General features: G+C 73.3%; 22 protein-coding genes. 5 read left to right on the top strand and 17 right to left on the bottom strand.

Going from position 1 to position 24485, the window contains the following annotated elements; genetic code table 11:
• Nucleotides 1-8: 8 nt before the first annotated feature.
• Nucleotides 9-1190, top strand: coding sequence for a PQQ-dependent sugar dehydrogenase (locus tag OIB37_RS25705; RefSeq protein WP_330459967.1), 1182 nt, complete (start codon nucleotides 9-11; stop codon nucleotides 1188-1190).
• Nucleotides 1191-1443: 253 nt separating this feature from the next.
• On the opposite strand, the gene OIB37_RS25700 is transcribed toward OIB37_RS25705, so the two are convergent.
• The 5 genes from OIB37_RS25700 to OIB37_RS25680 all read right to left on the bottom strand — a co-directional run bounded on the left by OIB37_RS25700 (nucleotide 1444) and on the right by OIB37_RS25680 (nucleotide 6708).
• The gene (locus OIB37_RS25700) at nucleotides 1444-4518 is read right to left on the bottom strand and encodes a helix-turn-helix transcriptional regulator (RefSeq protein WP_330461973.1); all 3075 of its coding nucleotides are present in this window, start codon (nucleotides 4516-4518) and stop codon (nucleotides 1444-1446) included.
• Nucleotides 4519-4697: 179 nt separating this feature from the next.
• Complete coding sequence (locus tag OIB37_RS25695; RefSeq protein WP_330459966.1) at nucleotides 4698-4904, bottom strand: hypothetical protein; 207 nt, start codon at nucleotides 4902-4904, stop codon at nucleotides 4698-4700.
• Nucleotides 4905-5102: 198 nt separating this feature from the next.
• The gene (locus OIB37_RS25690) at nucleotides 5103-5690 is read right to left on the bottom strand and encodes a hypothetical protein (protein ID WP_330459965.1); all 588 of its coding nucleotides are present in this window, start codon (nucleotides 5688-5690) and stop codon (nucleotides 5103-5105) included.
• A gap of 45 nt (nucleotides 5691-5735) precedes the next feature.
• On the bottom strand, nucleotides 5736-6311 hold the full coding sequence (locus tag OIB37_RS25685; protein WP_330459964.1) for a GNAT family N-acetyltransferase: 576 nt from the start codon (nucleotides 6309-6311) through the stop codon (nucleotides 5736-5738).
• Nucleotides 6312-6393: 82 nt separating this feature from the next.
• Nucleotides 6394-6708 (bottom strand): hypothetical protein, encoded by a 315-nt coding sequence (locus tag OIB37_RS25680; RefSeq protein ID WP_330459963.1) that lies wholly within the window; start codon nucleotides 6706-6708, stop codon nucleotides 6394-6396.
• A 76-nt stretch (nucleotides 6709-6784) separates the two neighbouring features.
• On the opposite strand from OIB37_RS25680, the gene OIB37_RS25675 reads away from it, so the two are divergent.
• Nucleotides 6785-7582: an SAM-dependent methyltransferase gene (locus tag OIB37_RS25675; protein ID WP_330459962.1), complete on the top strand. Its 798-nt coding sequence runs from the start codon at nucleotides 6785-6787 to the stop codon at nucleotides 7580-7582.
• 50 nt (nucleotides 7583-7632) lie between these two features.
• On the opposite strand, the gene gatB is transcribed toward OIB37_RS25675, so the two are convergent.
• The 9 genes from gatB to OIB37_RS25630 all read right to left on the bottom strand — a co-directional run bounded on the left by gatB (nucleotide 7633) and on the right by OIB37_RS25630 (nucleotide 19205).
• Nucleotides 7633-9147 (bottom strand): Asp-tRNA(Asn)/Glu-tRNA(Gln) amidotransferase subunit GatB, encoded by a 1515-nt coding sequence (gatB, locus tag OIB37_RS25670; protein ID WP_330459961.1) that lies wholly within the window; start codon nucleotides 9145-9147, stop codon nucleotides 7633-7635.
• A gap of 16 nt (nucleotides 9148-9163) precedes the next feature.
• The gene (locus tag OIB37_RS25665; RefSeq protein ID WP_330459960.1) at nucleotides 9164-9406 is read right to left on the bottom strand and encodes a hypothetical protein; all 243 of its coding nucleotides are present in this window, start codon (nucleotides 9404-9406) and stop codon (nucleotides 9164-9166) included.
• The gene (gene gatA / locus OIB37_RS25660; RefSeq protein ID WP_330459959.1) at nucleotides 9403-10896 is read right to left on the bottom strand and encodes an Asp-tRNA(Asn)/Glu-tRNA(Gln) amidotransferase subunit GatA; all 1494 of its coding nucleotides are present in this window, start codon (nucleotides 10894-10896) and stop codon (nucleotides 9403-9405) included. The genes OIB37_RS25665 and gatA overlap by 4 nt, the downstream gene beginning before the upstream one ends.
• Nucleotides 10897-10902: 6 nt before the next feature.
• The gene (gatC, locus tag OIB37_RS25655) at nucleotides 10903-11199 is read right to left on the bottom strand and encodes an Asp-tRNA(Asn)/Glu-tRNA(Gln) amidotransferase subunit GatC (protein ID WP_018544665.1); all 297 of its coding nucleotides are present in this window, start codon (nucleotides 11197-11199) and stop codon (nucleotides 10903-10905) included.
• A 776-nt stretch (nucleotides 11200-11975) separates the two neighbouring features.
• Nucleotides 11976-14180 carry a putative bifunctional diguanylate cyclase/phosphodiesterase gene (locus tag OIB37_RS25650; protein WP_330459958.1) on the bottom strand — a complete coding sequence of 735 codons (2205 nt, stop codon included), beginning with the start codon at nucleotides 14178-14180 and terminating at the stop codon, nucleotides 11976-11978.
• A gap of 259 nt (nucleotides 14181-14439) precedes the next feature.
• Complete coding sequence (gene ligA, locus OIB37_RS25645) at nucleotides 14440-16641, bottom strand: NAD-dependent DNA ligase LigA (protein ID WP_330459957.1); 2202 nt, start codon at nucleotides 16639-16641, stop codon at nucleotides 14440-14442.
• Between the two features lie 15 nt (nucleotides 16642-16656).
• Entirely contained in the window at nucleotides 16657-17664 is a 1008-nt protein-coding gene (locus tag OIB37_RS25640; protein ID WP_330459956.1) for a methionine synthase, read from the bottom strand.
• 271 nt (nucleotides 17665-17935) lie between these two features.
• A complete protein-coding gene (locus OIB37_RS25635) occupies nucleotides 17936-18634 on the bottom strand; it encodes an SDR family oxidoreductase (RefSeq protein WP_330459955.1) in 699 nt (232 codons plus the stop codon).
• A 7-nt stretch (nucleotides 18635-18641) separates the two neighbouring features.
• Nucleotides 18642-19205, bottom strand: a complete 564-nt coding sequence (locus tag OIB37_RS25630; RefSeq protein ID WP_330459954.1) for a TIGR00730 family Rossman fold protein — start codon at nucleotides 19203-19205, stop codon at nucleotides 18642-18644.
• Between the two features lie 51 nt (nucleotides 19206-19256).
• On the opposite strand from OIB37_RS25630, the gene OIB37_RS25625 reads away from it, so the two are divergent.
• Complete coding sequence (locus tag OIB37_RS25625; RefSeq protein ID WP_330459953.1) at nucleotides 19257-19580, top strand: DUF427 domain-containing protein; 324 nt, start codon at nucleotides 19257-19259, stop codon at nucleotides 19578-19580.
• A 63-nt stretch (nucleotides 19581-19643) separates the two neighbouring features.
• Nucleotides 19644-20438, top strand: coding sequence for an alpha/beta fold hydrolase (locus OIB37_RS25620; protein WP_330459952.1), 795 nt, complete (start codon nucleotides 19644-19646; stop codon nucleotides 20436-20438).
• Nucleotides 20439-20571: 133 nt separating this feature from the next.
• Here the strand turns inward: OIB37_RS25620 and mnmA are convergent, their stop codons facing one another.
• Nucleotides 20572-21696, bottom strand: coding sequence for a tRNA 2-thiouridine(34) synthase MnmA (gene mnmA, locus OIB37_RS25615; RefSeq protein WP_330459951.1), 1125 nt, complete (start codon nucleotides 21694-21696; stop codon nucleotides 20572-20574).
• Nucleotides 21697-21816: 120 nt separating this feature from the next.
• Here mnmA and OIB37_RS25610 point away from each other — a divergent pair, with 120 nt between their 5' ends.
• Nucleotides 21817-22494: an N-acetylmuramoyl-L-alanine amidase gene (locus tag OIB37_RS25610; RefSeq protein WP_330459950.1), complete on the top strand. Its 678-nt coding sequence runs from the start codon at nucleotides 21817-21819 to the stop codon at nucleotides 22492-22494.
• Between the two features lie 325 nt (nucleotides 22495-22819).
• On the opposite strand, the gene OIB37_RS25605 is transcribed toward OIB37_RS25610, so the two are convergent.
• Nucleotides 22820-23989: a cysteine desulfurase family protein gene (locus tag OIB37_RS25605; RefSeq protein ID WP_330459949.1), complete on the bottom strand. Its 1170-nt coding sequence runs from the start codon at nucleotides 23987-23989 to the stop codon at nucleotides 22820-22822.
• A 207-nt stretch (nucleotides 23990-24196) separates the two neighbouring features.
• Nucleotides 24197-24481: a DUF4190 domain-containing protein gene (locus tag OIB37_RS25600; protein ID WP_330459948.1), complete on the bottom strand. Its 285-nt coding sequence runs from the start codon at nucleotides 24479-24481 to the stop codon at nucleotides 24197-24199.
• Between the last annotated feature and the right edge of the window lie 4 nt (nucleotides 24482-24485).

The following is a 24485-nucleotide window of genomic DNA, read 5'->3' as shown; positions in this document are numbered from 1 at the left end:
AAGGGACCATGATCGTGCGACGTCGAGCTGTACGGGCCGCGCTGGCCGCGACCGCGCTCCTGCTGACGGCGGGCTGCTCCTCCGGCGGGGGAGGCAGCGGCGGGGACTTCCCGGGCGGCTTCGGCAGGCCGACGCCGAGCGGTACGGCCGCGGGCTCCTCCTCCACCGCGCCCGCCGCGGAGTCGGCCGCTCCGGCCAAGGGCTCGGTGACGGTGGTGCGCACGGTGACCGAGGGCCTGAAGACGCCGTGGGGGCTGGCCGGCCTGCCCGGCGGCGATCTGCTGGTGTCCTCGCGCGACGACGGCACGATCACCCGCATCGACGCGAAGACGGGCGGGAAGACCGAGCTGGGCTCGGTCTCCGGGGTCTCCCCGGCCGGTGAGGGCGGCCTGCTGGGCATCGCCCTGTCCCCCGACTACGCCTCGGACCACCTGATCTACGCCTACTTCACCTCGGCCTCGGACAACCGCATCGTGCGTGTGCGGTACGCCGAGCGGAAGCCGGCCGGTGAGCAACTGGGCGCTCCCGACACGGTGTTCAAGGGCATCCCCAAGGGCTTCATCCACAACGGCGGCCGGATCGCCTTCGGCCCGGACCGGATGCTCTACGCGGGCACGGGCGAGAGCGGCTCTCGCCCTCTCGCCCAGGACCGGACGTCGCTCGGCGGCAAGATCCTCAGAATGACCCCGGAGGGCGAGCCGGCCCCGGGCAACCCCTTCCCCGGCTCGCCGGTGTACTCCTACGGGCACCGCAATGTGCAGGGCCTGGCCTGGGACTCCAGGCAGCGCCTGTTCGCCTCGGAGTTCGGCCAGGACACCTGGGACGAGCTGAACGCGATCAAGCCGGGCGACGACTACGGGTGGCCGGCCGCCGAGGGCACGTCCTCCAGCACCCGCTTCCACAACCCGCTGGCCCAGTGGCACACCGACGACGCCTCCCCCAGCGGCATCGCCTATGTGGACGGCTCGATCTGGATGGCGGGCCTCAAGGGACAGCGTCTGTGGCGCGTCCCTCTGAAGGGCACGGCCGCCGCCGCTGCCCCCCAGGCCTTCCTCGCCGGCGAGTACGGCCGCCTTCGTACGGTGGCCCCGGCGGGCGGCGACAGGCTGTGGCTGGTGACGAGCAACACGGACGGACGGGGTGAGCCGAAGAAGGGGGACGACCGGGTGCTGGAGCTGCGGGTGCGGTGAACGGGTGTGGTGAGCAGGTGCAGTGAGCGGGACCGTTGCGCGGCTCGTGCTCCAGGAGCTGCACCGGTTCAGACACTTGCGGGGTCCGCGAAGGAGCGCGTCGGGCCGTGCGCGCCGTGCGGAGGCGCGCTCGGTGGACTGGGTCCGGGGGGCTGGGTCCGGGGGGCTGGGTCCGGGGGGCTGGGGCTGGGGGCTGGGGCTGGGGGCCTGGGTCCGGGGGACCGCGCCTCCTCCGTGATGCGTGCCTGCCCCGTCAGCCCGCCTCCCGTCGCTCCGGGTCGCCGGGCGGGAACAGTCCCAGCCGGTGGGCCACCGCCGCCGCCTCGCCCCGGCCGGCGACGCCGAGCTTCGCCAGGATGTGGGAGACGTGGACGCTCGCCGTCTTCGGGGAGATGAACAGCTCCTCGGCTATCTGGCGGTTGGTGCGGCCGGCCGAGACCAGGCGCAGCACGTCCTGTTCGCGGCCGGTGAGCCCGAGGGCCGCCACCGGGTCGGCGGGGGTGAGGGCCTGCCGCGGGGTGCGGGTGAGAGCGAGGCGGGCGCGCTGGGCGAGGCGGGCGACGGTGTCGGCGAGCGGGTGGGCGCCGAGGTGGCCGGCGACCGCTCCGGCCAGTCTCAGCAGTTCCACGGCGCGGTCACGCTCGCCCTCGCCGCCGCCCTCGGACAGCAGGGCGACGGCCAGGCGGTAGCGGACCCGGGCGAGGTCGTAGGGGCGGTCCAGGCACTCGAAGGCGGTGACCACGGGCGACCAGGTGGCGGCGGTGTCACGGCCCTCGGCCCGCAGCAACTCGGCGCGGATCCACCGGTCGTGCGCGTGCCAGAGCGGGGCGCCGGTGGTGAGGGTGCGGACGGTGTCGAGAATGCGGCCGAGGGTTTCGGCGCGGCCGGGCTCGGCGGTGGGCAGGGCGCGGGCGTCGGCCTCGGCGGTGGCGGCGGCCCTCAGCAGGGGCCAGGCGTAGCGGTGGGTGCCGGCCGGGAAGCCGGTGTCCAGGGTGGCGGCCAGTTCGGCGCGGGCGTCGAGGATGCGGCCCTCCTCGGCGGCGATGCCGAGGGTGACGCGGGCCAGGGGCAGCCACTGCTGGGGCATCGGGTCGTGGGTGCCGCAGTGGGTTCGGGCAGCGGCCAGTTGGCGGCCGGCCTCCGCGATGTCACCGCGGGCCAGGGCGAGATGGGCCAGGCGCAGCGCGCCGGCGCCCTGGGGTGCGGCGCTGTGGCCGGCCCGGATCGCCTGCGTCGCGGCCTCGGCGGCCTCGGGCCACCGGCCGAGCGCGTACAGCACGTCGGAGAGGTTGCTCCACACCAGTGCCTCGGGGTCGAGAAGCCCGAACCGGCGGGTGAAGACGATGCCTTCGCGCAGGACGGGCTCGGCCTCCCGGGCGCGGCCCACGGACTGGAGCTTGGACGGGAGGTTCACATAGGCGCGGCCGGTGACCTGGGTGACGCCTTCCGTCAGAGCGTCCGCCGTGACCTGCCGCAGCTCCGCGAGGCCGGCCTCGACGTCTCCCGCGTCCACCATGAGACAGCCCAGGGTGAGGCGGGCGTGCAGTTCGATCTCGCGGGCGCCCACCATGCGGGCGTACTCCACGGCCCGCTCGGCGTCGGCGAAGGCCCCGGGGCCCGGGCGGTGCAGCATGGACAGGTTGGCGGCGAGCGCCAGCACCTCGGCGTGCACCTCGGACGGCGGCAGGCCGCGTACCAGGTCCTGGGCGGTGGCCAGTTCGCGCCGGCCGTCGCCGCGGGCCTGCGCCTGCACCAGGCGCGAGCGCTGCACCCAGAACCAGGCGGCGCGGAGGGGGTCGGGGTCGTCCTCCAGGAGCCGCAGCGCCCGCTTGATGATCTTCAGGGCGCGTTCGCGTTCCCCGCCGAAGCGGCCGGCGACCGCCGCTTCCGCCATCAGGTCCAGGTAGCGCAGCGGGGTGGTCGCCGGGTGGCAGCCGCACGGGGGATAGACCTCGGCGTGGTCGACCGGGCGCAGGGCGGAGCGGACCTCCTGGGGTGCGGAGTCCCACAGCTCCATCGCCCGCTCCAGGAGCCGCAGTTGCTCGGTGTAGGCGTGCCGGCGGCGGGCCACGACGGCGGCGTCCAGGACGGCGGGCAGCGCCTTGGCCGGGTCGTGGGCGTGGTACCAGTAACTGGCCAGGCGCATCACGCGGGCGTCGGCGGGGACGAGTGCGGGATCGGCTTCGACGGCCTCGGCGTAGCGCCGGCTGAGCCGGGAGCGTTCGCCGGGCAGCAGGTCGTCGGCGACGGCCTCGCGGACCAGGGAGTGCCGGAAGCGGTAGCCGTCGCCGCCGGGGGTCGTGGTGAGGATGTTGGCGCCGACGGCGGCCCGCAGCGCCTCGATGAGGTCGTCCTCGGGGAGCCGGGCGACGGCGGCGATCAGCGGGTACTCCACGGTCGAGCCGCCCTCGGCGACGATCCGGGCGACCTGCTGGGCGCTCTCGGGCAGCGCCTCGACCCGGACCAGGAGCAGATCGCGCAGTGAGTCGGTGAGCCCGGCGCGGCAGCCCTCGCAGCCGGCGACGGCGAGTTCCTCCACGAAGAAGGCGTTGCCGTCGGAGCGTTCGAAGATCTCGTCGATCCGGGCGGGGTCGGGCTCGGCGGCGAGGATGCCGGCGACCTGGCGGCCCACTTCCTCGCGCGTGAAGCGGGCGAGTTCGATCCGACGGACGGTGCGCATCCGGTCGAGTTCGGCGAGCAGCGGGCGCAGCGGGTGGCGGCGGTGGATGTCGTCGGATCGGTAGGTGGCGAGGACGAGGAGGCGGCCGGTGCGCAGGTTGCGGACGAGGTGGGCGAGGAGGTGGCGGGTGGAGGCGTCGGCCCAGTGCAGGTCCTCCAGGACGAGGACGACCGTGTGCTCGGCCGCGACCCGCTCCAGCAGCCGGGCGGTGAGTTCGAACAGGCGGGCCGTTCCCTGCTCGTCGTGGCGGCTGCTGGCCTCGCCCAGCTCGGGCAGCAGCCGGGCCAGTTCGTCCTCCTGTCCGGCCGCGGCGGCGGCGAACTGTTCGGGCAGGGCGGCGCGCAGGGCGCGCAGCGCGCCGGAGAAGGGGGCGAAGGGCAGTCCGTCGGCGCCGATCTCCACGCAGCCGCCCACGGCGACGACGGCGGCCACGCGGGCTGCGGCCGCGCCGAACTCCTCCACGAGGCGGGTCTTGCCGACCCCCGCCTCACCGCCGAGCAGCAGCGCCTGCGGCTCTCCCCCGGTGGCGGCGGCCTGGGAGGCGCCTCCACCGGCGGCACGGGCGAGCGCGTCGTTCAAGGTGGCCAACTCGTCGGCGCGGCCGACGAACACGGGACTGACGGACCTGGTCTCCACAGGCCCGAGCATCGCACGGGGCACGTACGGCCCGTCACCCGTTTTCCACAGGTCCGGTGCGATGGTCGTACCGATGGGTGCGGCGGTCGCGTGGACGGGCGCCGGGGTCGTACGAAGCCGCGGGAGCGTCGTACGACCCCGGGCCGGCCGGTGGCCCGCCCGTGCGCCGCCGGTGTCCGGCGTTCCGGCGCTCACGCGGTGCGCGGGAGCCGGCTCCGGCGGCCGCGGCGTCCGGTATGCGGCTCGGCGTCCGGGCCGCCGTTGTGGGCCGCCTCGGCGAGGCGGGCGGCGCGGCGGGCGGCGCGCCCGGCGCGTGCGACCTCGCGGGCCAGCCGTTCCTGCTGGGCGGTGCGGCGCAGGTCGGCGGAGCGGAACCGGTGGAGTTCGAACTCGTACATGGTGTGCCCTTCGGGAGAGGTGGTGTCGTGTGCCGCTTTCCGCGACGTGTTCACTTTCGTCTCCGAGGGGGACCGCCCACATCGGGCGAGTTCCGCATCTTGGGGCGCCGGGCGGGCCCGGGGGCATGCCTAAGGGGCCCCAGGGAGTCCGTAAGGTACTCACGGATTCCCTAAGACCCCTGTGTGACCTGCGGTTTCTCAGCCGGCGGAGGGCAGGCCGAGCAGTACGTCGGAGTACTTCAGGACGGCCAGGAGCAGGCCGATGACGCCGAGCGAGACACCCGCCCAGGCGACCGACCTGGTCCAGGCCGCCTGCGGGCGGCCCGGGGCGCCGAACGCGGGCCGGGCGAGCACGACCACGCCGGTGACCAGCGCGGCCAGCGCGAACAGACCGGCCCACAGCGCGGTGGCGTGCCAGGAGTCGCCGTAGACCGCCTTGATCTGCTGGGCGACGCCCGCGGAGGACGAGGTGCGCAGCTGGCCGACGAGCTGCTGCCGGGCGCCGGCGATCGTGCCGATCCAGCCGCCGCTGAGCGAGACCAGACCGAGCGCGGCGGAGACGACGGCGCCCGCGCCCTGCCCGACCCCCGAGGAATCCTTCTCGTCGGACTCGGCGGGCTCGTCGGTCTCGGCGGTCTTCCCGGCCTCTTCGAGCCCTGCGGGCTCCTCGGACCCACGGGTCTCCTCAGGCGCTTCCGCCTCCTCCCGCGGTGCCTCCTCCCGGGAGTCCTCCCGCTGCGTCCCCTCGTCGTCGGTCCGGATGTCGTCCTCTGTCTTCGTAGCCATGCCCGGCACCGTACGGACGCTGTCTGAGAAGTCTCTTAATGATCGTCAGTGCGCGTCGTGAGCGGTACGCGCGCGTGCCTCACGCCACTCCGGGGCGAGCACCGCCCAGACCTCGGTGTCGGTGCGCACGCCGCGGTGCGGGTAGTTCTCCCGGAGCACGCCCTCCCGGGTCATACCGAGGCGCCGGGCCACGTTGATGCTGGGCTGGTTGGCGGAGGACACGTACCACTCCACCCGGTGCATGCCGCGCTCCTCGAACGCCCAGTCCAGCAGCCTCACCAGGCCCCGCGTGACGAGTCCGTGCCCGGCGGCGTCCGGTTCCAGCCAGCAGCCGGCCTCGCAGACGCCGCTCGCGCTGTCCCACACCCGGAAGAGCAGCCCGCCGACGAGCTTCTCGTCCAGCCAGATCCCGTGCAGGCTGCCGGCGTCGGTGGCGCGCTTGTCGGCGTACGACTTCAGGTAGGCGCGGGCGGCGTCCAGGTCGGGCACCACGTCCGGCAGTCCGACGTGCCGGCCGATGAACTCACGCCCCCGGTCGATGTTGGCGAGCAGTTCCGCCGCGTGCCAGACCTCCAGTGGCCGCAGTTCGGCGCCGTCGTCGCCCAGGGATGTCGCGTACATCGTGCTGTCGTTCCTCTCTCGTTCTTCCCCCGATACGCGATCGAGCCTTTCATGCCGCCGCGCGGCGCTCCGCCCCGGCTTCTCAGTCGAACTGGTCACCGAGCGCCATGACCATCGTCCCCGCGATCAGCAGCCACAGCGCGCGGCGGGTGCGGCCCCGGGCGCCCAGGAGCGCGGCGAGGGCGCAGACGGCGGCGCCGAGGGCGTAGGCGGCGGGGACGACGGCCGGGGCGGGGCCGGTGAGCCGCATCAGCGCCGCGGCCAGTCCGGCGACGCAGAGCAGGGCTCCGGTACCGGCCGCCGTCCGGCGGGCCCTGCGCGCGTCTTCGACGTACTCCGCCGGCTCCTCCGCCTCGGACGGCGCGGGTTCGGTGTCGGATTCGGTACGTCCACTCATGGCGGGCGAGCGTAGCGCCTCCGTCCGGGAAACCCTGGTGCGGGACGGTGTCCCCGGGTGCTACCCATGGTCGTTCGTGACCGAGACAGCGAAAACGCCCGACGAGCTCACCACACGCCTCGTCCACCCCCGCTACCCCCGCAGCAGCCGCTACGACGCCCGCTGGGCGGTGGAGAACCAGATGGGACCGCACGCGCTGTGGCTGCTGGAGTGGCTGGCGCCCGCGCTCGGCCTGGACCGCCTGCCGCCGTCCGCCCGCGTGCTGGACCTGGGCTGCGGGCGCGCGATGACGTCCGTCTTCCTCGCACGGGAGTACGGCGTGCGGGTGGTCGCCGCCGACCTGTGGGTGAAACCCGACGACAACGCGGTCCGTCTCGCCGAGGCGGGCGTCGCCGACCGGGTGCTGCCGATGTCCGTGGAGGCCCACGACCTGCCGTTCGCCGAGGGCTCCTTCGACGCGATCGTGTGCGTCGACGCCTACCAGTACTTCGGCACCACCGACCTGTACCTGCCCACCCTCACCCGGTTGCTGAAGCCGGGCGGGCGGATCGGGGTCGTGGTGCCGTCCGTGCGGGAGGAGCTCGAGGGGACCGAGGCGCCCGCGCATCTGCGGGACCACTGGGACCCGGGGTTCTGGGCGTTCCACTCCCCCGCCTGGTGGCGGCGGAACTGGACGCGCACGCGGGCGGTGACCGTGGAGGCGGCCGACTGGCTGGAGGACGGCTGGCGCGACTGGCTGCTGTGGAGCGAGGTGTGCGCCGAGGAGAGCCCGAGCGCGTTCATGGCGGGGATGGCGCGCGACTCGGTGGAGCTGCTCGACGCCGACCGGGGGCGTCTGCTCGGCTTCGCGCGGGTCGTGGGCCGGCGCGGATGAGGGAACGGCCCCGGAGGACGCGCCTCCGGGGCCGTGGGGAAAGCGGGGGCTCAGCCCTCGCTGACGCCCAGCCTCTCCAGGATCAGCTCCTTGACGCGGGCCGCGTCGGCCTGGCCACGGGTGGCCTTCATGACCGCGCCGACCAGGGCGCCGGCCGCGGCCACCTTGCCACCGCGGATCTTGTCCGCGATGCCCGGGTTGCCGGCGATGGCCTCGTCGACGGCCGTACCCAGCGCGGAGTCGTCGGAGACGACCTTCAGACCGCGCTTGTCGACGACCTCGTCGGGGGTGCCCTCGCCCGCGAGGACGCCCTCGATGACCTGACGGGCCAGCTTGTCGTTCAGGTCGCCCCCGTTCACCAGCGCGGTGACCCGGGCGACCTGCTCCGGCGTGATGGCCAGCTCGTCCAGCGACACGCCCGACTCGTTGGCGCTGCGCGCCAGTTCGCCCATCCACCACTTGCGGGCGGAGGCCGCGTCGGCACCGGCGTCGATCGTGGCGACGATCAGGTCCAGCGCGCCGGCGTTGAGGATCGACTGCATGTCGGTGGCCGAGACGCCCCACTCCGCCAGCAGGCGGGTACGGCGGGCCAGCGGCATCTCCGGCAGCGCGGCGCGGATCTTCTCGACCCACTCGCGCGACGGCGCCACCGGGACGAGGTCGGGCTCCGGGAAGTACCGGTAGTCCTCGGCCTCCTCCTTCACGCGGCCCGAGGTCGTGGACCCCGTGTCCTCGTGGAAGTGGCGGGTCTCCTGGATGATCGTGCCGCCGGAGTTCAGCACCGCGGCGTGGCGCATGATCTCGAAGCGGGCCGCACGCTCGACCGAGCGCAGCGAGTTCACGTTCTTCGTCTCGGAACGCGTGCCGAACTTCTCGCGGCCGTGCGGACGCAGCGACAGGTTCACGTCGCAGCGCATCTGGCCCATCTCCATCCGGGCCTCGGACACGCCGAGGGCACGGATGAGCTCACGCAGCTCACGGACGTAGGCGCGCGCGACCTCGGGGGCACGCTCGCCGGCGCCCTCGATGGGCTTGGTGACGATCTCGATGAGCGGGATGCCGGCGCGGTTGTAGTCCAGCAGGGAGTGGGACGCGCCGTGGATACGGCCGGTGGCGCCGCCGACGTGCGTCGACTTGCCGGTGTCCTCCTCCATGTGGGCGCGCTCGATCTGCACGCGGAAGGTCTCGCCGTCCTCCAGCTGTACGTCGAGGTAGCCGTCGAAGGCGATCGGCTCGTCGTACTGGGAGGTCTGGAAGTTCTTCGGCATGTCCGGATAGAAGTAGTTCTTCCGGGCGAAGCGGCACCACTCGGCGATCTCGCAGTTCAGCGCGAGGCCGATCTTGATGGCCGACTCGACGCCGGTCGCGTTGACGACCGGGAGCGCGCCGGGCATGCCCAGGCAGACCGGGCAGGTCTGCGAGTTGGGCTCGGCGCCCAGCTCGGTCGAGCAGCCGCAGAACATCTTGGTGTGGGTGCCGAGTTCGACATGGACCTCGAGGCCCATGACGGGGTCGTACGACGCGAGCGCGTCCTCGTACGGCACCAGGTCGGTCGTGGTGGTCACGGTGAAAACTTCCCTCTCAGCCCAGCAGGACGTCGTCGTCGCCCAGCCGCTTCAGCTCGCGGTAGAGGATCGCGAGGCCGGTGGCGATGGCGACGGCGGACACGGCGGCATCGAACAGGCGCAGCTTGTCCTGCTCGGCACGGGCCTTCTTGATCTGCTTGGCGACACCGACCGCGCCGAACGCGGTGGTGGCCATGGACAGGTACGTACCGGACTTGGACTTCTTGAAGCCCTTGGCCTTCGACAGTGCACTACTCACAGCGACGGAGCCTCCTCCAGCAACGGGTGCCCCCACTTTTCCACGAAGGCGGCCTCGACGGCGGCACCGACCTTGTACAGCCGGTCGTCCTGCATCGCCGGGGCGATGATCTGCAGGCCCACCGGGAGGTTGTCCTCCGGGGCGAGACCGCAGGGCAGGGACATGGCCGCGTTGCCCGCCAGGTTGGTCGGGATGGTGCACAGGTCCGCGAGGTACATCGCCATCGGGTCGTCGGCGCGCTCGCCGATCGCGAAGGCGGTGGTCGGGGTCGTCGGGGAGACGATCACGTCGACCTGCTCGAAGGCCTTCTCGAAGTCCCGCGTGATGAGCGTGCGGACCTTCTGCGCGGAGCCGTAGTAGGCGTCGTAGTAGCCGCTCGACAGGGCGTACGTGCCGAGCATGATGCGCCGCTTGACCTCGTCGCCGAAGCCGGCCTCACGGGTGAGGGAGGTGACCTCCTCGGCCGAGTGGGTGCCGTCGTCGCCGGTGCGGCGGCCGTAGCGCAGGCCGTCGAAGCGGGCGAGGTTGGAGGAGCACTCGGACGGCGCGATCAGGTAGTACGCCGACAGGGCGAGGTCGAAGGACGGGCAGTCCAGCTCGACGATCTCGGCGCCCAGCTCCTTCAGCAGCTCGACGGACTCGTCGAAGCGCTGGATGACGCCGGCCTGGTAGCCCTCGCCGCGGAACTGCTTGACGACGCCGACGCGCATGCCGGCGACGCTGCCGTTGCGGGCGGCCTCGACGACCGCCGGGACCGGTGCGTCGATGGAGGTGGAGTCCATCGGGTCGTGGCCGGCGATGACCTCGTGCAGGAGCGCCGCGTCCAGGACCGTACGGGCGCAGGGGCCGCCCTGGTCCAGGGAGGACGAGAAGGCGACCATGCCGTAGCGCGACACCGAGCCGTACGTCGGCTTGACGCCGACGGTGCCGGTGACGGCGGCCGGCTGGCGGATGGAGCCGCCGGTGTCGGTGCCGATGGCGAGCGGGGCCTCGTAGGAGGCGAGCGCGGCGGAGGAGCCGCCGCCGGAGCCGCCGGGGATCTTGGTGAGGTCCCAGGGGTTGCCGGTCGGGCCGTAGGCGCTGTTCTCGGTGGAGGACCCCATGGCGAACTCGTCCATGTTGGTCTTGCCGAGGATGACGACGTCGGCGTCCTTCAGACGCTTGGTGAGCGTCGCGTCGTACGGCGGGATCCAGCCTTCGAGGATCTTCGAGCCGACGGTCGTCGGGATGCCCTCGGTGGTGAAGATGTCCTTCAGCGCGAGCGGGACGCCGGCCAGCGGGCCGAGCTTCTCGCCACGGGCGCGCTTCTCGTCCACGGCACGGGCCTGGGCGAGGGCACCCTCACGGTTGACGTGCAGGAAGGCGTGCACCTTCTCGTCGACGGCGTCGATGCGGGCGAGGTGGGCCTCGGTGACCTCGACGGCCGTCAGCTCGCCGGAGGCGATCTTCTCGGCGATCTCGGCTGCGGTGAGCTTGATGATGTCCGTCATGACTTTTTAGTCCTCCCCCAGGATCTGCGGCACCTTGAAACGCTGCTGCTCCTGGGCGGGGGCGCCGGAGAGCGCCTGCGCGGGGGTGAGCGAGGGACGGACCTCGTCCGCCCGCATGACGTTCGTCAGCGGGAGCGGGTGCGAGGTCGGCGGTACGTCTTGGTCAGCGACCTCGCTGACGCGGGCGACCGCGCCAATGATGTCGTCGAGCTGGCCGGCGAAGTGGTCGAGTTCTTCGGGCTTGAGCTCCAGACGCGCCAGCCGGGCGAGGTGGGCGACCTCCTCGCGCGTGATGCCAGGCATGCAGCGATCCTCTGGGGTGAGTGTGTGTGGTTTGGGGCTGGGGCTAGTCGTCCCCTTCCCGTCGTCCGCCCGAAGGGCGGGTCGCGCGGCATCTGGTGCGTGCGATCGCAAGGCGCCGGAGCGCCCTCGTGGCGGAGCCACGTGGACGATTCGGCAACGCGGCGAGCGTGCGTGCCGGGCGTCGCGCGACAGACGGGAAGGGGACGACTAGCCCCAATCCTATGGGGCGGGGCCCGGTGACCGTGAAACGGTTTGCCCGGGGGCGGCCCCGAGCGAGGCCCGATGACCGTGAAACGTTTGCCCGAGGCCTGCCCCGAGCGGGGTACGGCCCCGGGGCGCGACCCCCGCCCGGCCCGGGTACGGCCCCGGTGCGCGGCCCTCGCCGTCAGCGTCGGCGGGCCTCTTACCCCTGCCCTCTGCCCGCCGACGCCGAGCGCCGCCGCGGGAAAGCGCGCCGCGCGGCCGGGCCGCGCGAGCGGAAGGCGGCCGGCCGGCCGTCGCCGTCGGCCAGAACGGCCGACCGCGCGGGGATCATCCGCGCGCTCCCGAACCGACGACGGTCCCGCCGCACCCCTCCCGCACGGGAAGGCGACCACCCCCACGCCGGGCCTCTCGCCTCTGCCCTCTGCCCGCCGACGCCGAGCCGCGCGAGCGGAAGGCGGTCGCCCGGCCGTCGCGGCCGGCCAGGCCGGCCAGGGCGGCCGAGGCAGCCGGGGCTCACGGGAGGCGGCCTCCACGCGGCCGCGCCGAGCGGGCGGGCGGCGAGGTGGGACGGGTCATTCGGCGGCCGGCAGAGCCGCGCGTGGCCGTTGCCAGCCGCGGGAGCCCCGCGCGCGCAGCCACGCCGTGGTCTCCTCCGGCGGCATCGCGGCGGCGACCAGCCAGCCCTGGACCGCGTCGCAGCCCAGGTCGCGCAGCCGTTCCCAGGTCTCGTCGTCCTCGACGCCCTCGGCGACGACCACCAGCCCCAGCGAGTGCGCGAGGTCCACCGTGCAGCGCACGATCTCCGCGTCCTCGGTGTCCACGGCCAGCTGGGCCACGAAGGACCGGTCGATCTTCAGCTCGCTGACGGGCAGCCGTCGCAGATGGACCAGCGAGGAGTACCCGGTGCCGAAGTCGTCGAGTGACATCTTGACGCCGTGCCCGGCGAGTGCGTTGAGCGTGTCGGCGGCCCGCTGCGGATCCTCCAGCAGGACGTGCTCGGTGATCTCCAGCTGGAGCGCCCCCGCCGGCACCCCGTGCCGGGCCAGCCGGGCCGCGACCGAGCCCGCGAAACCGGGCGTGTGGACGTCGCGCGGGGAGACGTTGACGGCCACCGGCACCCGCAGCCCCTGCACCCGCCAGCGGGCGACCTGCGCGAGCGCGGTCTCCAGCACGTACTCCGTCAGAAGGGGCATCAGCCCCGAGGACTCGGCTATCGCTATGAACTCGTCCGGCGGAACCTTCCCGCGCTCGGGATGCACCCAGCGCACCAGCGCCTCGAGGCCGGCCACCTGTCCGTCGAAGCGGACCTTCGGCTGGTAGTGCAGCTGCACCTCGTGCGCGTCCAGCGCGCGGCGCAGATCGCCCAGCAGGCCCAGCCGGTCGGGGGTGTTGGAGTCCCGCTTGGACTCGTAGACCTCCACCCCCGTACGGTCCCGCTTCGCCTGGTACATCGCCACGTCCGCCCGCCGCAGCATCCCCTCGGCGTCCAGGGCGTGGTCGGGGAAGACGGCGACGCCCGCGCTGGCCTCCAGGACGAGGGTGAGTCCGTCGAGGTCGAGCGGGGAACTGAGCGCCGTGACGAGGCCGCGGGCGATCCGGGTCGCGGACGTCGTGGAGTCGGCGACCGGCAGCAGCACGGCGAACTCGTCCCCGCCGAGCCGCGCGGCCTCCGCACCGCGCGGCAGGGCGAGCCGGAGCCGGTCCGCGATCTGCAACAACAGCCGGTCACCCGCGAGATGACCGAGGGTGTCGTTCACCGACCGGAAACGGTCGAGGTCGATCAGCATGAGGGCGGAGCGCGCGCCGATACGCTCCGCGTCGTCGAGGGCGGTCCAGATCCGCTCCAGCAGCCACTGCCGGTTGGGCAGTCCGGTCAGCGGGTCGCGCAACTGCTCCTCGGCGCGGGCCCGGGCCATCCACAGGGCGGAGTCGAGGGCGACCAGCGGGATGGCGAACAGCGGGAGCAGGAGCGGATGCGTGTCGGCGACCACGCACACCAGCGGCGCGATGCCGGTCAGGGCGGCGGCGACCAGGCCCTGTCTGAGCAGGGCGCTGCGGGCGACCGTGGGCAGTCCGCCGCTGCGCGGCGCGTGCAGGTACCACAGCAGTCCGCGGCTGACGGCGAGGTAGGCGACGGCGGCGAGCACCACCTCGGGCGCGGTGCCGACGCTCCAGCTGTCGGGCCGCCAGGGCGACTCGACGCTCGGGACCCGGCCGAACGCGGCGAGCACCAGGGTTCCGGCGCCGACGCCGAGGATGTCCACCGCGCCGTGCAGCACGCCCTGGTGCCGGCGCTGGCGTCTGGCTATGCCGACCAGGACGACGACGGTCAGGCTGACCATGCCGGCGGGCGCCCAGCCGTACAGCAGCAGGACGGCGATGGTGAGGGCGGCGCCGGAGCCGGTGCCGCCCCACCAGCGGGCGCGGCCGAGCATCACGAGGTGGCCGACGATGAAGCCGGTGAGCAGGGCCAGCGACCAACCGACCCTGCCGGGCGGGAAGAACGCGTGGTGTGCGGCGACGGCCTGGCAGAAGCCGGCGCCGAGGGCGACCGTCGCGGTGGCCACGACGACCGTGGGCAGCACGGGCCAGGGCAGGCGCCGTTCGGGTCCCGCGCCGGGCAGGCCGGGGTCGAGGGGCGACGGGGGGTGCGGTGCGGTGCCCGGCGCGCCGGCGCGCTCGGCGCCGCGCCCGCTCCGTCGGCTCGCCCGCCACGCGGCCGCGCGGCGGCGCAGGCGCAGCCGTGAGTCCGGGGCGGCGCTCTCGGTCGGTTCCATTCCCGTCCCTCTCACAGCCGGCGGTGCCCACGCCACGCGGCCCGATGCCCGGCAACCATCAGCGGCTCCGCGCTGGAATGCCCCTCCCCGTGCCGTCCGGTGGGCACGGGGATGCCCCAGCCGTAGCTGGGCACGGCGGCGCACACCTCAACAGTAGGCCGCGGAAGGCTTCCTCGGGCAGCGGTCGTCGACGGTTGCCCGAATACGCCCGGGCCACCCGTATGCATCTGATATGCACCGATCGAGTGGCCTTCAACCGCTACTCCCCGGTCGGAAGCGCGACTTCGGCCGCCGCGTCGGGGCCCTGCTCCAACAGGACGGCGAAACCGTCCTCGTTCAGAACCGGAACCTTCAGCTGCATCGCCTTGTCGTACTTCGACCCGGGGTTGTCGCCCACGACGACGAACGAGGTCTTCTTCGACACCGATCCGGTCACCTTCGCCCCCCGGCTCTGCAGCGCGTCCTTGGCGCCGTCCCGGGTGAAGTTCTCCAGGGTGCCGGTGACGACGACGGTGAGTCCTTCCAGCGGGCGGGGGCCCTCGTCCTCGCCGGACGCCTCGTCCTCCAGCGGGACGCCGGCCGCCTTCCACCTGCGGACGATCTCGCGGTGCCAGTCCTCGGCGAACCACTCCTTGAGCGCGGTGGCGATGATGGCGCCCACGCCGTCGATGTTCGCCAACTCCTCCTCGGTGGCCGCCTCGATGCGGTCGATCGAGCGGAACTCGCGGGCGAGCGCCTGCGCGGCCACCGGTCCGACGTGCCGGATGGACAGGCCGTTGAGGAACCGGGCGAGCGGGCGCTGCTTGGCGGCCTCGATGTTCTCCAGCAGCGCGAGGGTGTTCTTCTTCGGCTCTCCCTTCTGGTTGGCGAAGACCGTGACGACCTTCTCCTCGCCCGTCCTGGGGTCGCGCTTGGGCAGGCCGCTGTCCGGGTCGAGGACGTAGGCCTTGATGGGCAGCAGCTTCTCCACGGTCAGGTCGAAGAGGCCGCCCTCGTCCGCCAGCGGCGGTTCGGCCGGCTCCAGCGGCCGGGTGAGAGCGGCGGCGGCCACTGCGCCGAAGTTCTCGATGTCCAGGCACTCACGGCCGGCGAGGTAGGAGACGCGCTCGCGCAACTGGGCCGGGCAGGTGCGGGCGTTGGGGCAGCGGAGGTCGATGTCGCCCTCCTTCATGGGCCGCAGCGGTGTCCCGCACTCGGGGCACTCGGCCGGCATCACGAACTCCCGCTCGGTGCCGTCGCGCAGGTCCACCACCGGGCCGAGGATCTCCGGGATGACGTCACCGGCCTTGCGGATCACCACGGTGTCGCCGATGAGGACGCCCTTGGCCTTGACGACGTCCTGGTTGTGCAGGGTGGCGAACTCGACCTCGCTGCCCGCGACGGTGACGGGCTCGACCTGGGCGTACGGCGTGACGCGGCCGGTGCGGCCGACACCCACCTTGATGTCGACGAGCTTGGTGTTGACCTCCTCCGGCGCGTACTTGTAGGCGATCGCCCAGCGCGGGGCGCGCGCGGTGGAGCCCAGGCGGCCCTGGAGGCGGATCTCGTCGAGCTTGACGACGACGCCGTCGATCTCGTGCTCCACGGAGTGGCGGTTCTCGCCGTAGTACGCGATGAACTCCCTTACGCCGTCGAGGTCGTCGACCACGCGGTTGTGCGTGGACGTGGGCAGGCCCCAGGTCTTCAGCAGGTCGTACGCCTCGGAGAGCCGGGTCATGCCCGTGCCGGTGTAGCCCTCCAGGGCGCCGATGCCGTGGACGACCATGTGCAGCGGGCGGCCGGCGGTGACGCGCGGGTCCTTCTGGCGCAGCGAACCTGCGGCGGCGTTGCGGGGGTTGGCGAAGGGCTTGTCGCCGGCCGCGACCAGCCGCTCGTTGAGTTCGAGGAACTTCTCCATCGGGAAGTAGACCTCGCCGCGGATCTCCACGAGGTCCGGGACGTCGTCGCCGCGGAGGCGGTCCGGGATGTCGGCGATCGTACGGACGTTGGGCGTGATGTCCTCGCCGGTACGGCCGTCGCCGCGGGTCGCCGCGCGGGTGAGGCGGCCGTGTTCGTAGGTGAGGTTGACCGCCAGGCCGTCGACCTTCAGCTCGCACAGGAAGTGGTACTCCTGCTCACCGAGGTCCCTGGCGACGCGGTCGGCCCAGGCGGCCAGTTCCTCGTCGTCGAAGGCGTTGTCGAGCGACAGCATGCGCTCGCGGTGCTCGACGGCGGTGAACTCCGTGGCGTACGCCCCCGCGACCTTCTGGGTCGGCGAGTCGGGGGTGCGCAGCTCCGGGTGTTCCTCCTCCAGCGCCTCCAGCGCTCTGAGGAGCCGGTCGAACTCCGCGTCGCTGACGACCGGGGCGTCCTTCACGTAGTACCGGAAGCGGTGCTCCTCGACCTGTTCCGCGAGCTGCGCGTGCTGCTCCCGTGCCTCGGCGGGCACCGTCGTCTCCGCCTGCTGCTTGTCGCCGGCCACCGTGTGGTCCTCCCGTTACTCAGGGTTGTCCGCGAGGGATCTCGCCGCCCGGACGCAGTGGGCGAGCACCTGGCGCGCATAGGCGGGAGAAGCGCCCGCGAGACCGCACGACGGGGTGACCGTGACCGCTTCCGCGAGCAGCCCCGGACGCAGCCCCAGCCTGCGCCACAACGTCCTGACACCCATGACGCTACCGGCAGGGTCTGACAACGGGCCGTCCGTGCCCGCCGCGACACCGGCGAACAGTCCGGTGCCGCCCTCGACGGCCTCGCCGACGCTGTCGTCGTCACGCTCGGTGAGAAGCGCCAAGTCGAAGGAGAGGGCCGCCGCGCCCGCCCTGCGCAGCAGGGCGAAGGGCACGTCGGGGGCGCAGGAGTGGACCACGACCGGGCCGCCGGCCGTCGCCCCGAACACCTGGCGCAGGGTGGCCTCGACGACCTGCCGGTCCACCGCCCGGTGGGTGCGGTAGCCGCTGGCGGTGCGCACCTGTCCGCGCAGTACGGCGGTGAGGGAGGGCTCGTCGAGCTGGAGGACGACCCGGGCGCCCGGGATCCGGCGCCGTACCTCGGCGAGGTGGAGGCGCAGGCCCTCCTCCAGCGAGGCGGCGAGGTCGCGGCAGGCGCCGGGGTCGGAGAGCACGGCCTCGCCGTTCCTGAGCTCCAGGGCGGCGGCAAGCGTCCAGGGGCCCACCGCCTGCACCTTGAGGTCGCCCTCGTAGCCCTGGGTGAACTCCTCCAGGGCGTCGAGGTCCTCGCCCAGCCAGGAGCGGGCGCGCCGGGTGTCGCGGCCGGGGTGGTCCGAGAGGCGCCAGCCGCTGGGCTCCACGCGCGCGTACAGCTCGACGAGCATGCCCGCGGTGCGGCCGATCATGTCGGCGCCGGGCCCGCGCGCGGGCAGCTCCGCGAGGAACGGGAAGTCCTCCAGGCTGCCGGTGACGGTCTTGGCGGCCTCCCGCGCGTCGGTGCCGGGCATGGAGCCGATGCCGGTCGCTCCCGCGAACCTGAACTCGCTGTTCTCACTCACCCCCGCAGGGTATGCCGTCCCACCCCCGGGGGCTCCGCCCCCTGCCCAGCTCGGTTTTCGAAGCCGGCGCCGCTCGCGTCGGACAGCCCGTCCGGCGTTTGAGGACGAGGCCCTTGCAGGGCCGATGCGGGGGGGCTGGGGGCGGGCAGCCCCCGGGGACGGGACGGGTAGGGGCGGCGGGGGCGAGGAACCCGCCCACCACCACCGTCGCCGCACCCCCACCGCCGCCGCACCCTCGGCGCAACCCGGCGCACCCCGGCGCACCCCGGCGTCAGCGCCCCGGACGTACCGTCAGGTCGTTGATCTCCGCGTCCCGCGGCAGGTCCAGGGCCGTGAGGATCGCCGTGGCGACCGACTCGGGGTCGATCCACTTCCCGGGGTCGTACTCCTTGCCCTCCTGCTGGTGAACCTTGACCTGCATGGGGCTGGCGGTGCGACCGGGGTAGACGGAGGTGACACGGACACCGTTGCCGTGCTCCTCCTGGCGCAGGGAGTCCGCGAGAGCCTTCAGGCCGTGCTTGGAGGCGGCGTACGCGGACCACCCGGCGTGGGCGTTGAGGCCGGCCCCGGAGTTGACGAAGATCACCTGGCCGCGGGAGGCCCGGAGCTGGGGCAGGAAGTGCCGGGTCAGCTCGGCGGGCGCGACCAGGTTGACGTTTAGCTGGTGACGCCAGGACTTCGGGGTGAGGTCGCCGACGTCGCCGAGGTCCACCACACCGGCGATGTGCAGCAGCGAGTCGACGCGGTCCGGCAGGGTCTGGTGGGAGAACGCCCAGGACAGCTTGTCCGGGTCGGCGAGGTCGCCGACGAGGGTACGGGCCCCGGGAAACTCGGCCGCCAGCTCCTTCGCGCGGGCCGCGTCGCGCGCGTGCAGGACGAGTTCGTCCCCGCGCTCGTGCAGACGGCGGGCGACGGCGGCGCCGATGCCGGAGCCGGCGCCGGTGATCACATGAGTAGCCATGCCCGCCATGCTCGCATCACCGGGAGCCGGGCTCCGCGGCGGTGGCCGCCGATGTCGCGCTCTCCAGGTGGGCCAGCGCCGCGGCCGGCTCGGCGGCGAAGAAGACCAGCTCGGACAGCGGCCGCGGCAGGAAGCCCTCGGTCTCCATGCGACGGAACTGCTGCTCCAGGCCGTCGTAGAAGCCGGCCGTGTTCAGCAGCACCACCGGCTTGTCCGTGCGGCCGTGCTTCTTCAGCTCCAGGATCTCGGTGGCCTCGTCCAGCGTCCCGGTGCCACCCACCATGATCACCACGGCGTCGGCCCTCTCCAGCAGCAGCCTCTTGCGTTCGGCCAGGTCGGCGGCGACGACCATCTCGTCGGCGCCGGGCCGCGCCTTGAGCGAGAGGAACTCCACGGACACGCCCACCAGCCGCCCGCCCGCCTCCTGCACCCCGTCCGCGACGACCTTCATCAGGCCGGTGTCGGAGCCGCCCCAGACCAGGGTGTGGCCTCCCTTGCCGATCAGTTCCGCGAACTCGCGCGCGGGGCGCGTGTAGCGCTCGTCGAGGTCGGCGGCGGAGAGGAAGACGCAGATGTTCATGCGCTCCACCGTACGCGGGAAGAACCGCGGGCTCCGCGGCGCTCAACCGATATGACCAAAGGACACACCATCACCATCGAGCAGGGCGATCAGCACGTGCGCGTGGTGCACGGCGACCTGGTGCTCGCGGAGAGCGACCGTCCGCTGGTGCTGCGCGAGACGGGCTCTCCCGCGCGGTATTACCTCCCCGCCGAGGACGTACGTCTCGATCTGCTGACCCCCTCCGGGACGCACACCGTCTGCCCCTTCAAGGGCACGGCGTCCTACTGGTCGCTGCCGGACGCCCCCGACCTCGCGTGGGCGTACCCGGCCCCGAAGCCGGACGTGGCGGCCATCAAGGACCACCTGTGCTTCTACGCGCCGGAAGTGTCGTGACCTTGCGCGGTGTCGTCGTGTCGTGACCGGGGAGCCGGGTGGCGTACGGCAGTCTGCACCGGCATGGACAAGATGACGACTTCCCGTGACGGCACGTCCCTCGCGTACCAGGTGATCGGCCAGGGGCCCGCGGTGATCCTGGTGAGCGGCGCGTTGTCCACCGGTGGCACGCTCGCGCCCCTGGCACAGCTGCTCGCGGACGCCTGCACCGTCGTCGTCTACGACCGCAGGGGCCGTGGCGGGAGCGGCGACACGGCACCGTACGCGGTGGAGCGCGAGGTCGAGGACCTGGCCGCGCTGGTCGCCGCGGTGGGCGGGGACGCGTCCCTGTTCGGGATGTCCTCGGGCGGTGCGCTGGTGCTCCGGGCGGCGGCGAGCGGGCTGCCGGTGCGCCGGGCGGCCGTGTACGAGGTGCCGTACGCGGACTTCGTGGTGGGTGGCGCCGAGCGGTGGGCCGGTTACCGGAAGAACCTGGACACGGCGCTCGCGGAGGGCCGGCGCGGGGACGCGGTGGCGCTGTTCCTGCGCCTGACGTCCCTGGCCGAGGAGATGATCGAGCGCGCCCGCCATTCGCCGCTGTGGGCCGGCATGGAGGTCGTCGCGCCGAGCCTGGCGTACGACGCCGCGGTGATGGAGGACGGCGTGCTGCCCCTGGACCGGCTGACGTCGGTCTCCGTGCCGGTCCTGTCCGTGACGGGCGGGGCGAGCCCGGAGTGGATCCGGGAGGCCGGCCGGTCGGCCGCGGCGCTGGTGCCGCACGGGACGTACGTCGAGCTGGAGAAGCAGACGCACGCGGTGGAGCCGCCCGTCCTGGCACCGGTGCTGGCGGACTTCTTCACCGGTCCCCCGGCGGGCTGAACGGGGCACGGTCCGGCGCCGGTTCGCGGCCGCCCGGCCCCCGCTCCGCCGGGAAGCGGCCGCCGGGCCACAGCCGCCGGGTCACAGGCACCGGACCACGGCCACCGGGACCCGCCGCCGGGCCCCGCCGTTCTCAGACCGCCGTCGCCGGCGCGCGCGTGGTGGCGGCGATGGTCGCGGAGCCGACCACGCGCGTGTCGTCGTACAGCACGATCGCCTGGCCGGGGGCGACGCCGCGGACCGGCTCGGCGAAGGTGACGCGGAGTTCGCCGTCGACGACTTCCGCGGCCACTTCGGTCTCGCCGCCGTGGGCGCGCAGCTGCGCGGTGTAGGTGCCGGGGCCCGAGGGGGCGGTGCCGCACCAGCGGGGCTTGATCGCGGTGAGGGCGGTGACGTCGAGGGAGCCGGCGGGGCCGACGGTGACCCTGTTGTTCACTGGGGAGATGTCGAGGACGTAGCGCGGCTTGCCGTCGGCGGCCGGGGTGCCGATGCGCAGGCCCTTGCGCTGGCCGATGGTGAAGCCGTACGCGCCCTCGTGGGTGCCCAGCCGGTTGCCGTCCTCGTCGACGATGTCGCCCTCCGCCTTGCCGAGCCGCCGGGCGAGGAAGCCCTGGGTGTCACCGTCGGCGATGAAGCAGATGTCGTGCGAGTCGGGCTTCTTGGCGACGGCCAGGCCCCGGGCTTCCGCCTCCGCGCGGATCTCCTCCTTGGTGGTGAGCGTGTCACCGAGGGGGAACATGGCGTGCGCGAGCTGCCTGTCGTCCAGGACGCCGAGGACGTACGACTGGTCCTTGGCCATGTCGGAGGCCCGGTGCAGTTCGCGGGAGCCGTCCTCGCGCAGGATCACCTTCGCGTAGTGACCGGTGCAGACGGCGTCGAAGCCGAGCGCCAGCGCCTTGTCCAGCAGCGCGGCGAACTTGATCTTCTCGTTGCAGCGCAGGCACGGGTTCGGGGTGCGGCCGGCCTCGTACTCGGCGATGAAGTCCTCGACGACGTCCTCGCGGAAGCGGTCGGCGAGGTCCCAGACGTAGAACGGGATGCCGATGACGTCGGCGGCGCGGCGGGCGTCGCGCGAGTCCTCGATGGTGCAACAGCCCCGCGCGCCGGTACGGAAGGATTGCGGGTTCGCCGAGAGCGCGAGGTGGACACCGGTCACGTCGTGACCGGCTTCCGCGGCACGCGCGGCGGCGACGGCGGAGTCCACGCCGCCGGACATGGCGGCGAGGACGCGGAGGGGGCGCTGCGAGGTCTCAGTCATAACCCTTCCAGAGTACGGGGCCCCGGGAACCGGAGCCGCCGCGTATCCGTTGAAGATCGCACGGGGACGCGCACGGGAAGCACACGGGCGGACGGTGCGGGGCAGGGGCGGGGTGGGGGCATGGGCGAGGCGGGGACGAACGGCGGGAGCACCGGCGACGGGGACCGGCGGCTCGGGCGGCGGGCGCTGCTCGTCGGCGGGGCCGCGGCCGCCGTGGGCACGGCGGTGCTGGCGCGGGAGGAGCTGTCGCATCTGTGGTGGCGGCTGCCGGGGGTGCGGCGCTCCCGGGTGGCGGGGGCGGTGGACTTCCGGGGCGCGCGCTGGGTTGCCGCGTCGCCCGCGAACTACCGGTCGGCGGACCGGCCGGACGACTACCCGGTGGACCGGGTGGTCATCCATGTCACGCAGGGCGGTTACGCGTCGGCGGTGAAGGTCTTCCAGGACCCGGCGCACGAGGCGGCGGCGCACTACATCGTGCGCCGGGACGGCCGGATCACGCAGCTGGTCCGGGAGCTGGACGTGGCCTTCCACGCGGGCAACCGCGAGTACAACGAGCGCAGTGTCGGCATAGAGCACGAGGGTTTCGTGGAGGACCCCTCCTCCTTCACGGACGCGATGTACTCCGCGTCGGCCCGGCTGACCGCCGCGATATGCGGGCGCTACGGCATGACGGCCGACCGTACGCATGTGATCGGGCACGTGCAGGTGCCGGGGACGGACCACACCGATCCGGGTCCGCACTGGGACTGGGAGCGGTACATGGGGCTGGTGCGACAGGCGCGCACCGGCCGGTCGTGACCGGCCAAAAAATCAAGGCCCAACCCCTTTTTGTCCGCCTTGCGGAGTTCTATCCTGGTATCAGGCCTACGAGGCGAGTGAGGGAGTCCGAGCGGAGTAGCCGACTTCAGCGAGAAGTGAGAAGCACACAGCTTCCGCTGGTGCCGACGTCGACGGTCGGACTGAGAGGCCGGAAGGCAGTAGCAAGGCCTGAAGGCGACCCCTAGTCACCTGATCCGGACCATACCGGCGAAGGGAACCCGTTTCGTAGGTCGTTTCCATGCCCGCACGCGGGTTTCCATGCCCGCACGGTCCGCCCGCACGCGGGCATCCGGCGCGCCCTCCCTCAGCTGAGTCCCGCCGCGCGGGCCCGTTCCACCGCGGGGCCGATCGCCTTGGCGACCGCTTCGACGTCCGCCTCCGTGGAGGTGTGGCCGAACGAGAAGCGCAGGGTGCCGCGGGCCAGGTCGGGGTCGACGCCCGTGGCGAGCAGGACATGGCTGGGCTGGGCCACGCCCGCCGTACAGGCGGAGCCGGTGGAGCACTCGATGCCCTGGGCGTCCAGCAGCAGGAGCAGGGAGTCGCCCTCGCAGCCGGGGAAGGTGAAGTGGGCGTTGGCCGGGAGCCGGCCCCCGGGCGCCGGGTCGCCGCCGAGGATGGCGTCCGGTACGGCCGTGAGCACCGCGTCGGTCAACCGGTCCCGCAGGGCGCCGATCTCGCGGGCGAACCGCTCCTGCCCCTCGGCGGCGTGCCGGCCGGCCACCGCGAAGGAGGCGATGGCGGGGACGTCGAGGGTGCCGGAGCGGACGTGGCGCTCCTGGCCGCCGCCGTGCAGGACCGGTACGGGGGCGTACTCGCGACCCAGGAGTAGGGCGCCGATGCCGTAGGGGCCGCCGACCTTGTGGCCCGAGACGGTCATGGCGGCGAGCCCGGAGGCGGCGAAGCCGACCGGGACCTGGCCGAAGGCCTGTACCGCGTCGGCGTGCAGCGGGACGCCGAACTCGGCGGCGACGTCGGCGAGTTCACGGACCGGCATGAGCGTGCCGATCTCGTTGTTGGCCCACATCACGGTGGCCAGGGCGACGTCGTCGGGGTTGCGGGCGATGGCCTCGCGCAGGGCTTCCGGGTGGACGCGGCCGTGGGCGTCGACGGGGAGGTACTCGACCGTGGCGCCCTCGTGTTCACCCAGCCAGTGCACGGCGTCGAGGACGGCGTGGTGCTCGACCGGGCTGGACAGGACCCGGATGCGGGCCGGGTCCGCGGCGCGGCGGGACCAGAACAGGCCCTTCACCGCGAGGTTGTCGGCCTCGGTGCCGCCCGAGGTGAAGACGACCTCGCTGGGGCGGGCGCCCAGCGCGTCCGCGAGGGCCTCGCGGGACTCCTCGACCGTACGGCGTGCCCGGCGGCCGGAGGCGTGCAGGGAGGACGCGTTGCCGGTGATGCTCAGCTGGGCGGTCAGTTCCTCCGCCGCCTCGGGGAGCATCGGGGTCGTGGCGGCGTGGTCGAGGTAAGCCATGGTGCGGCCGATTCTACGGGGCGGCGTCCACACGGTCGGCTTCGGCCGGGCGGGACGGCCCCATCGCCCCGCGGCAACGGCCGCCCGCGCCCGGCCGAACCCCTCGGCCGTTCGCCACGCCCCTTCATTACGGCCCTTCGTCACGCCCCTTCGTGACATCCGCTCGTGACAGCCGCTCGTCACGGCCGTTTCGTCACGGCCGTTTCGTCACAGGCTCCACGACACCGTGTCGGACATCTGCATGCTGACGACCAGGACGACCAGGTCGGCCACGCCCAGGGCCATTCCGAGCCACGCGCGGCCGCGACGGGAGGTGCCGCGCCAGAGGGCGACCGCGGCCAGGACGACGGCGACGGGGCCGAGGAAGAGGTTGAGGACGAGCAGACCGAGCAGACCGAGGATGAAGGACGCCACGGCCATACCGTCGGCGTCCCGCGTGCGCGGCCCGGCGCCGGTACCGGTTCGGTCCGCGGCAGGTGCGGTGAGATGCATGGTG

The organism is Streptomyces sp. NBC_00820, assembly GCF_036347055.1.
GTDB lineage: Bacteria > Actinomycetota > Actinomycetes > Streptomycetales > Streptomycetaceae > Streptomyces.
This window is presented reverse-complemented; position numbering and strand designations above follow the sequence as displayed.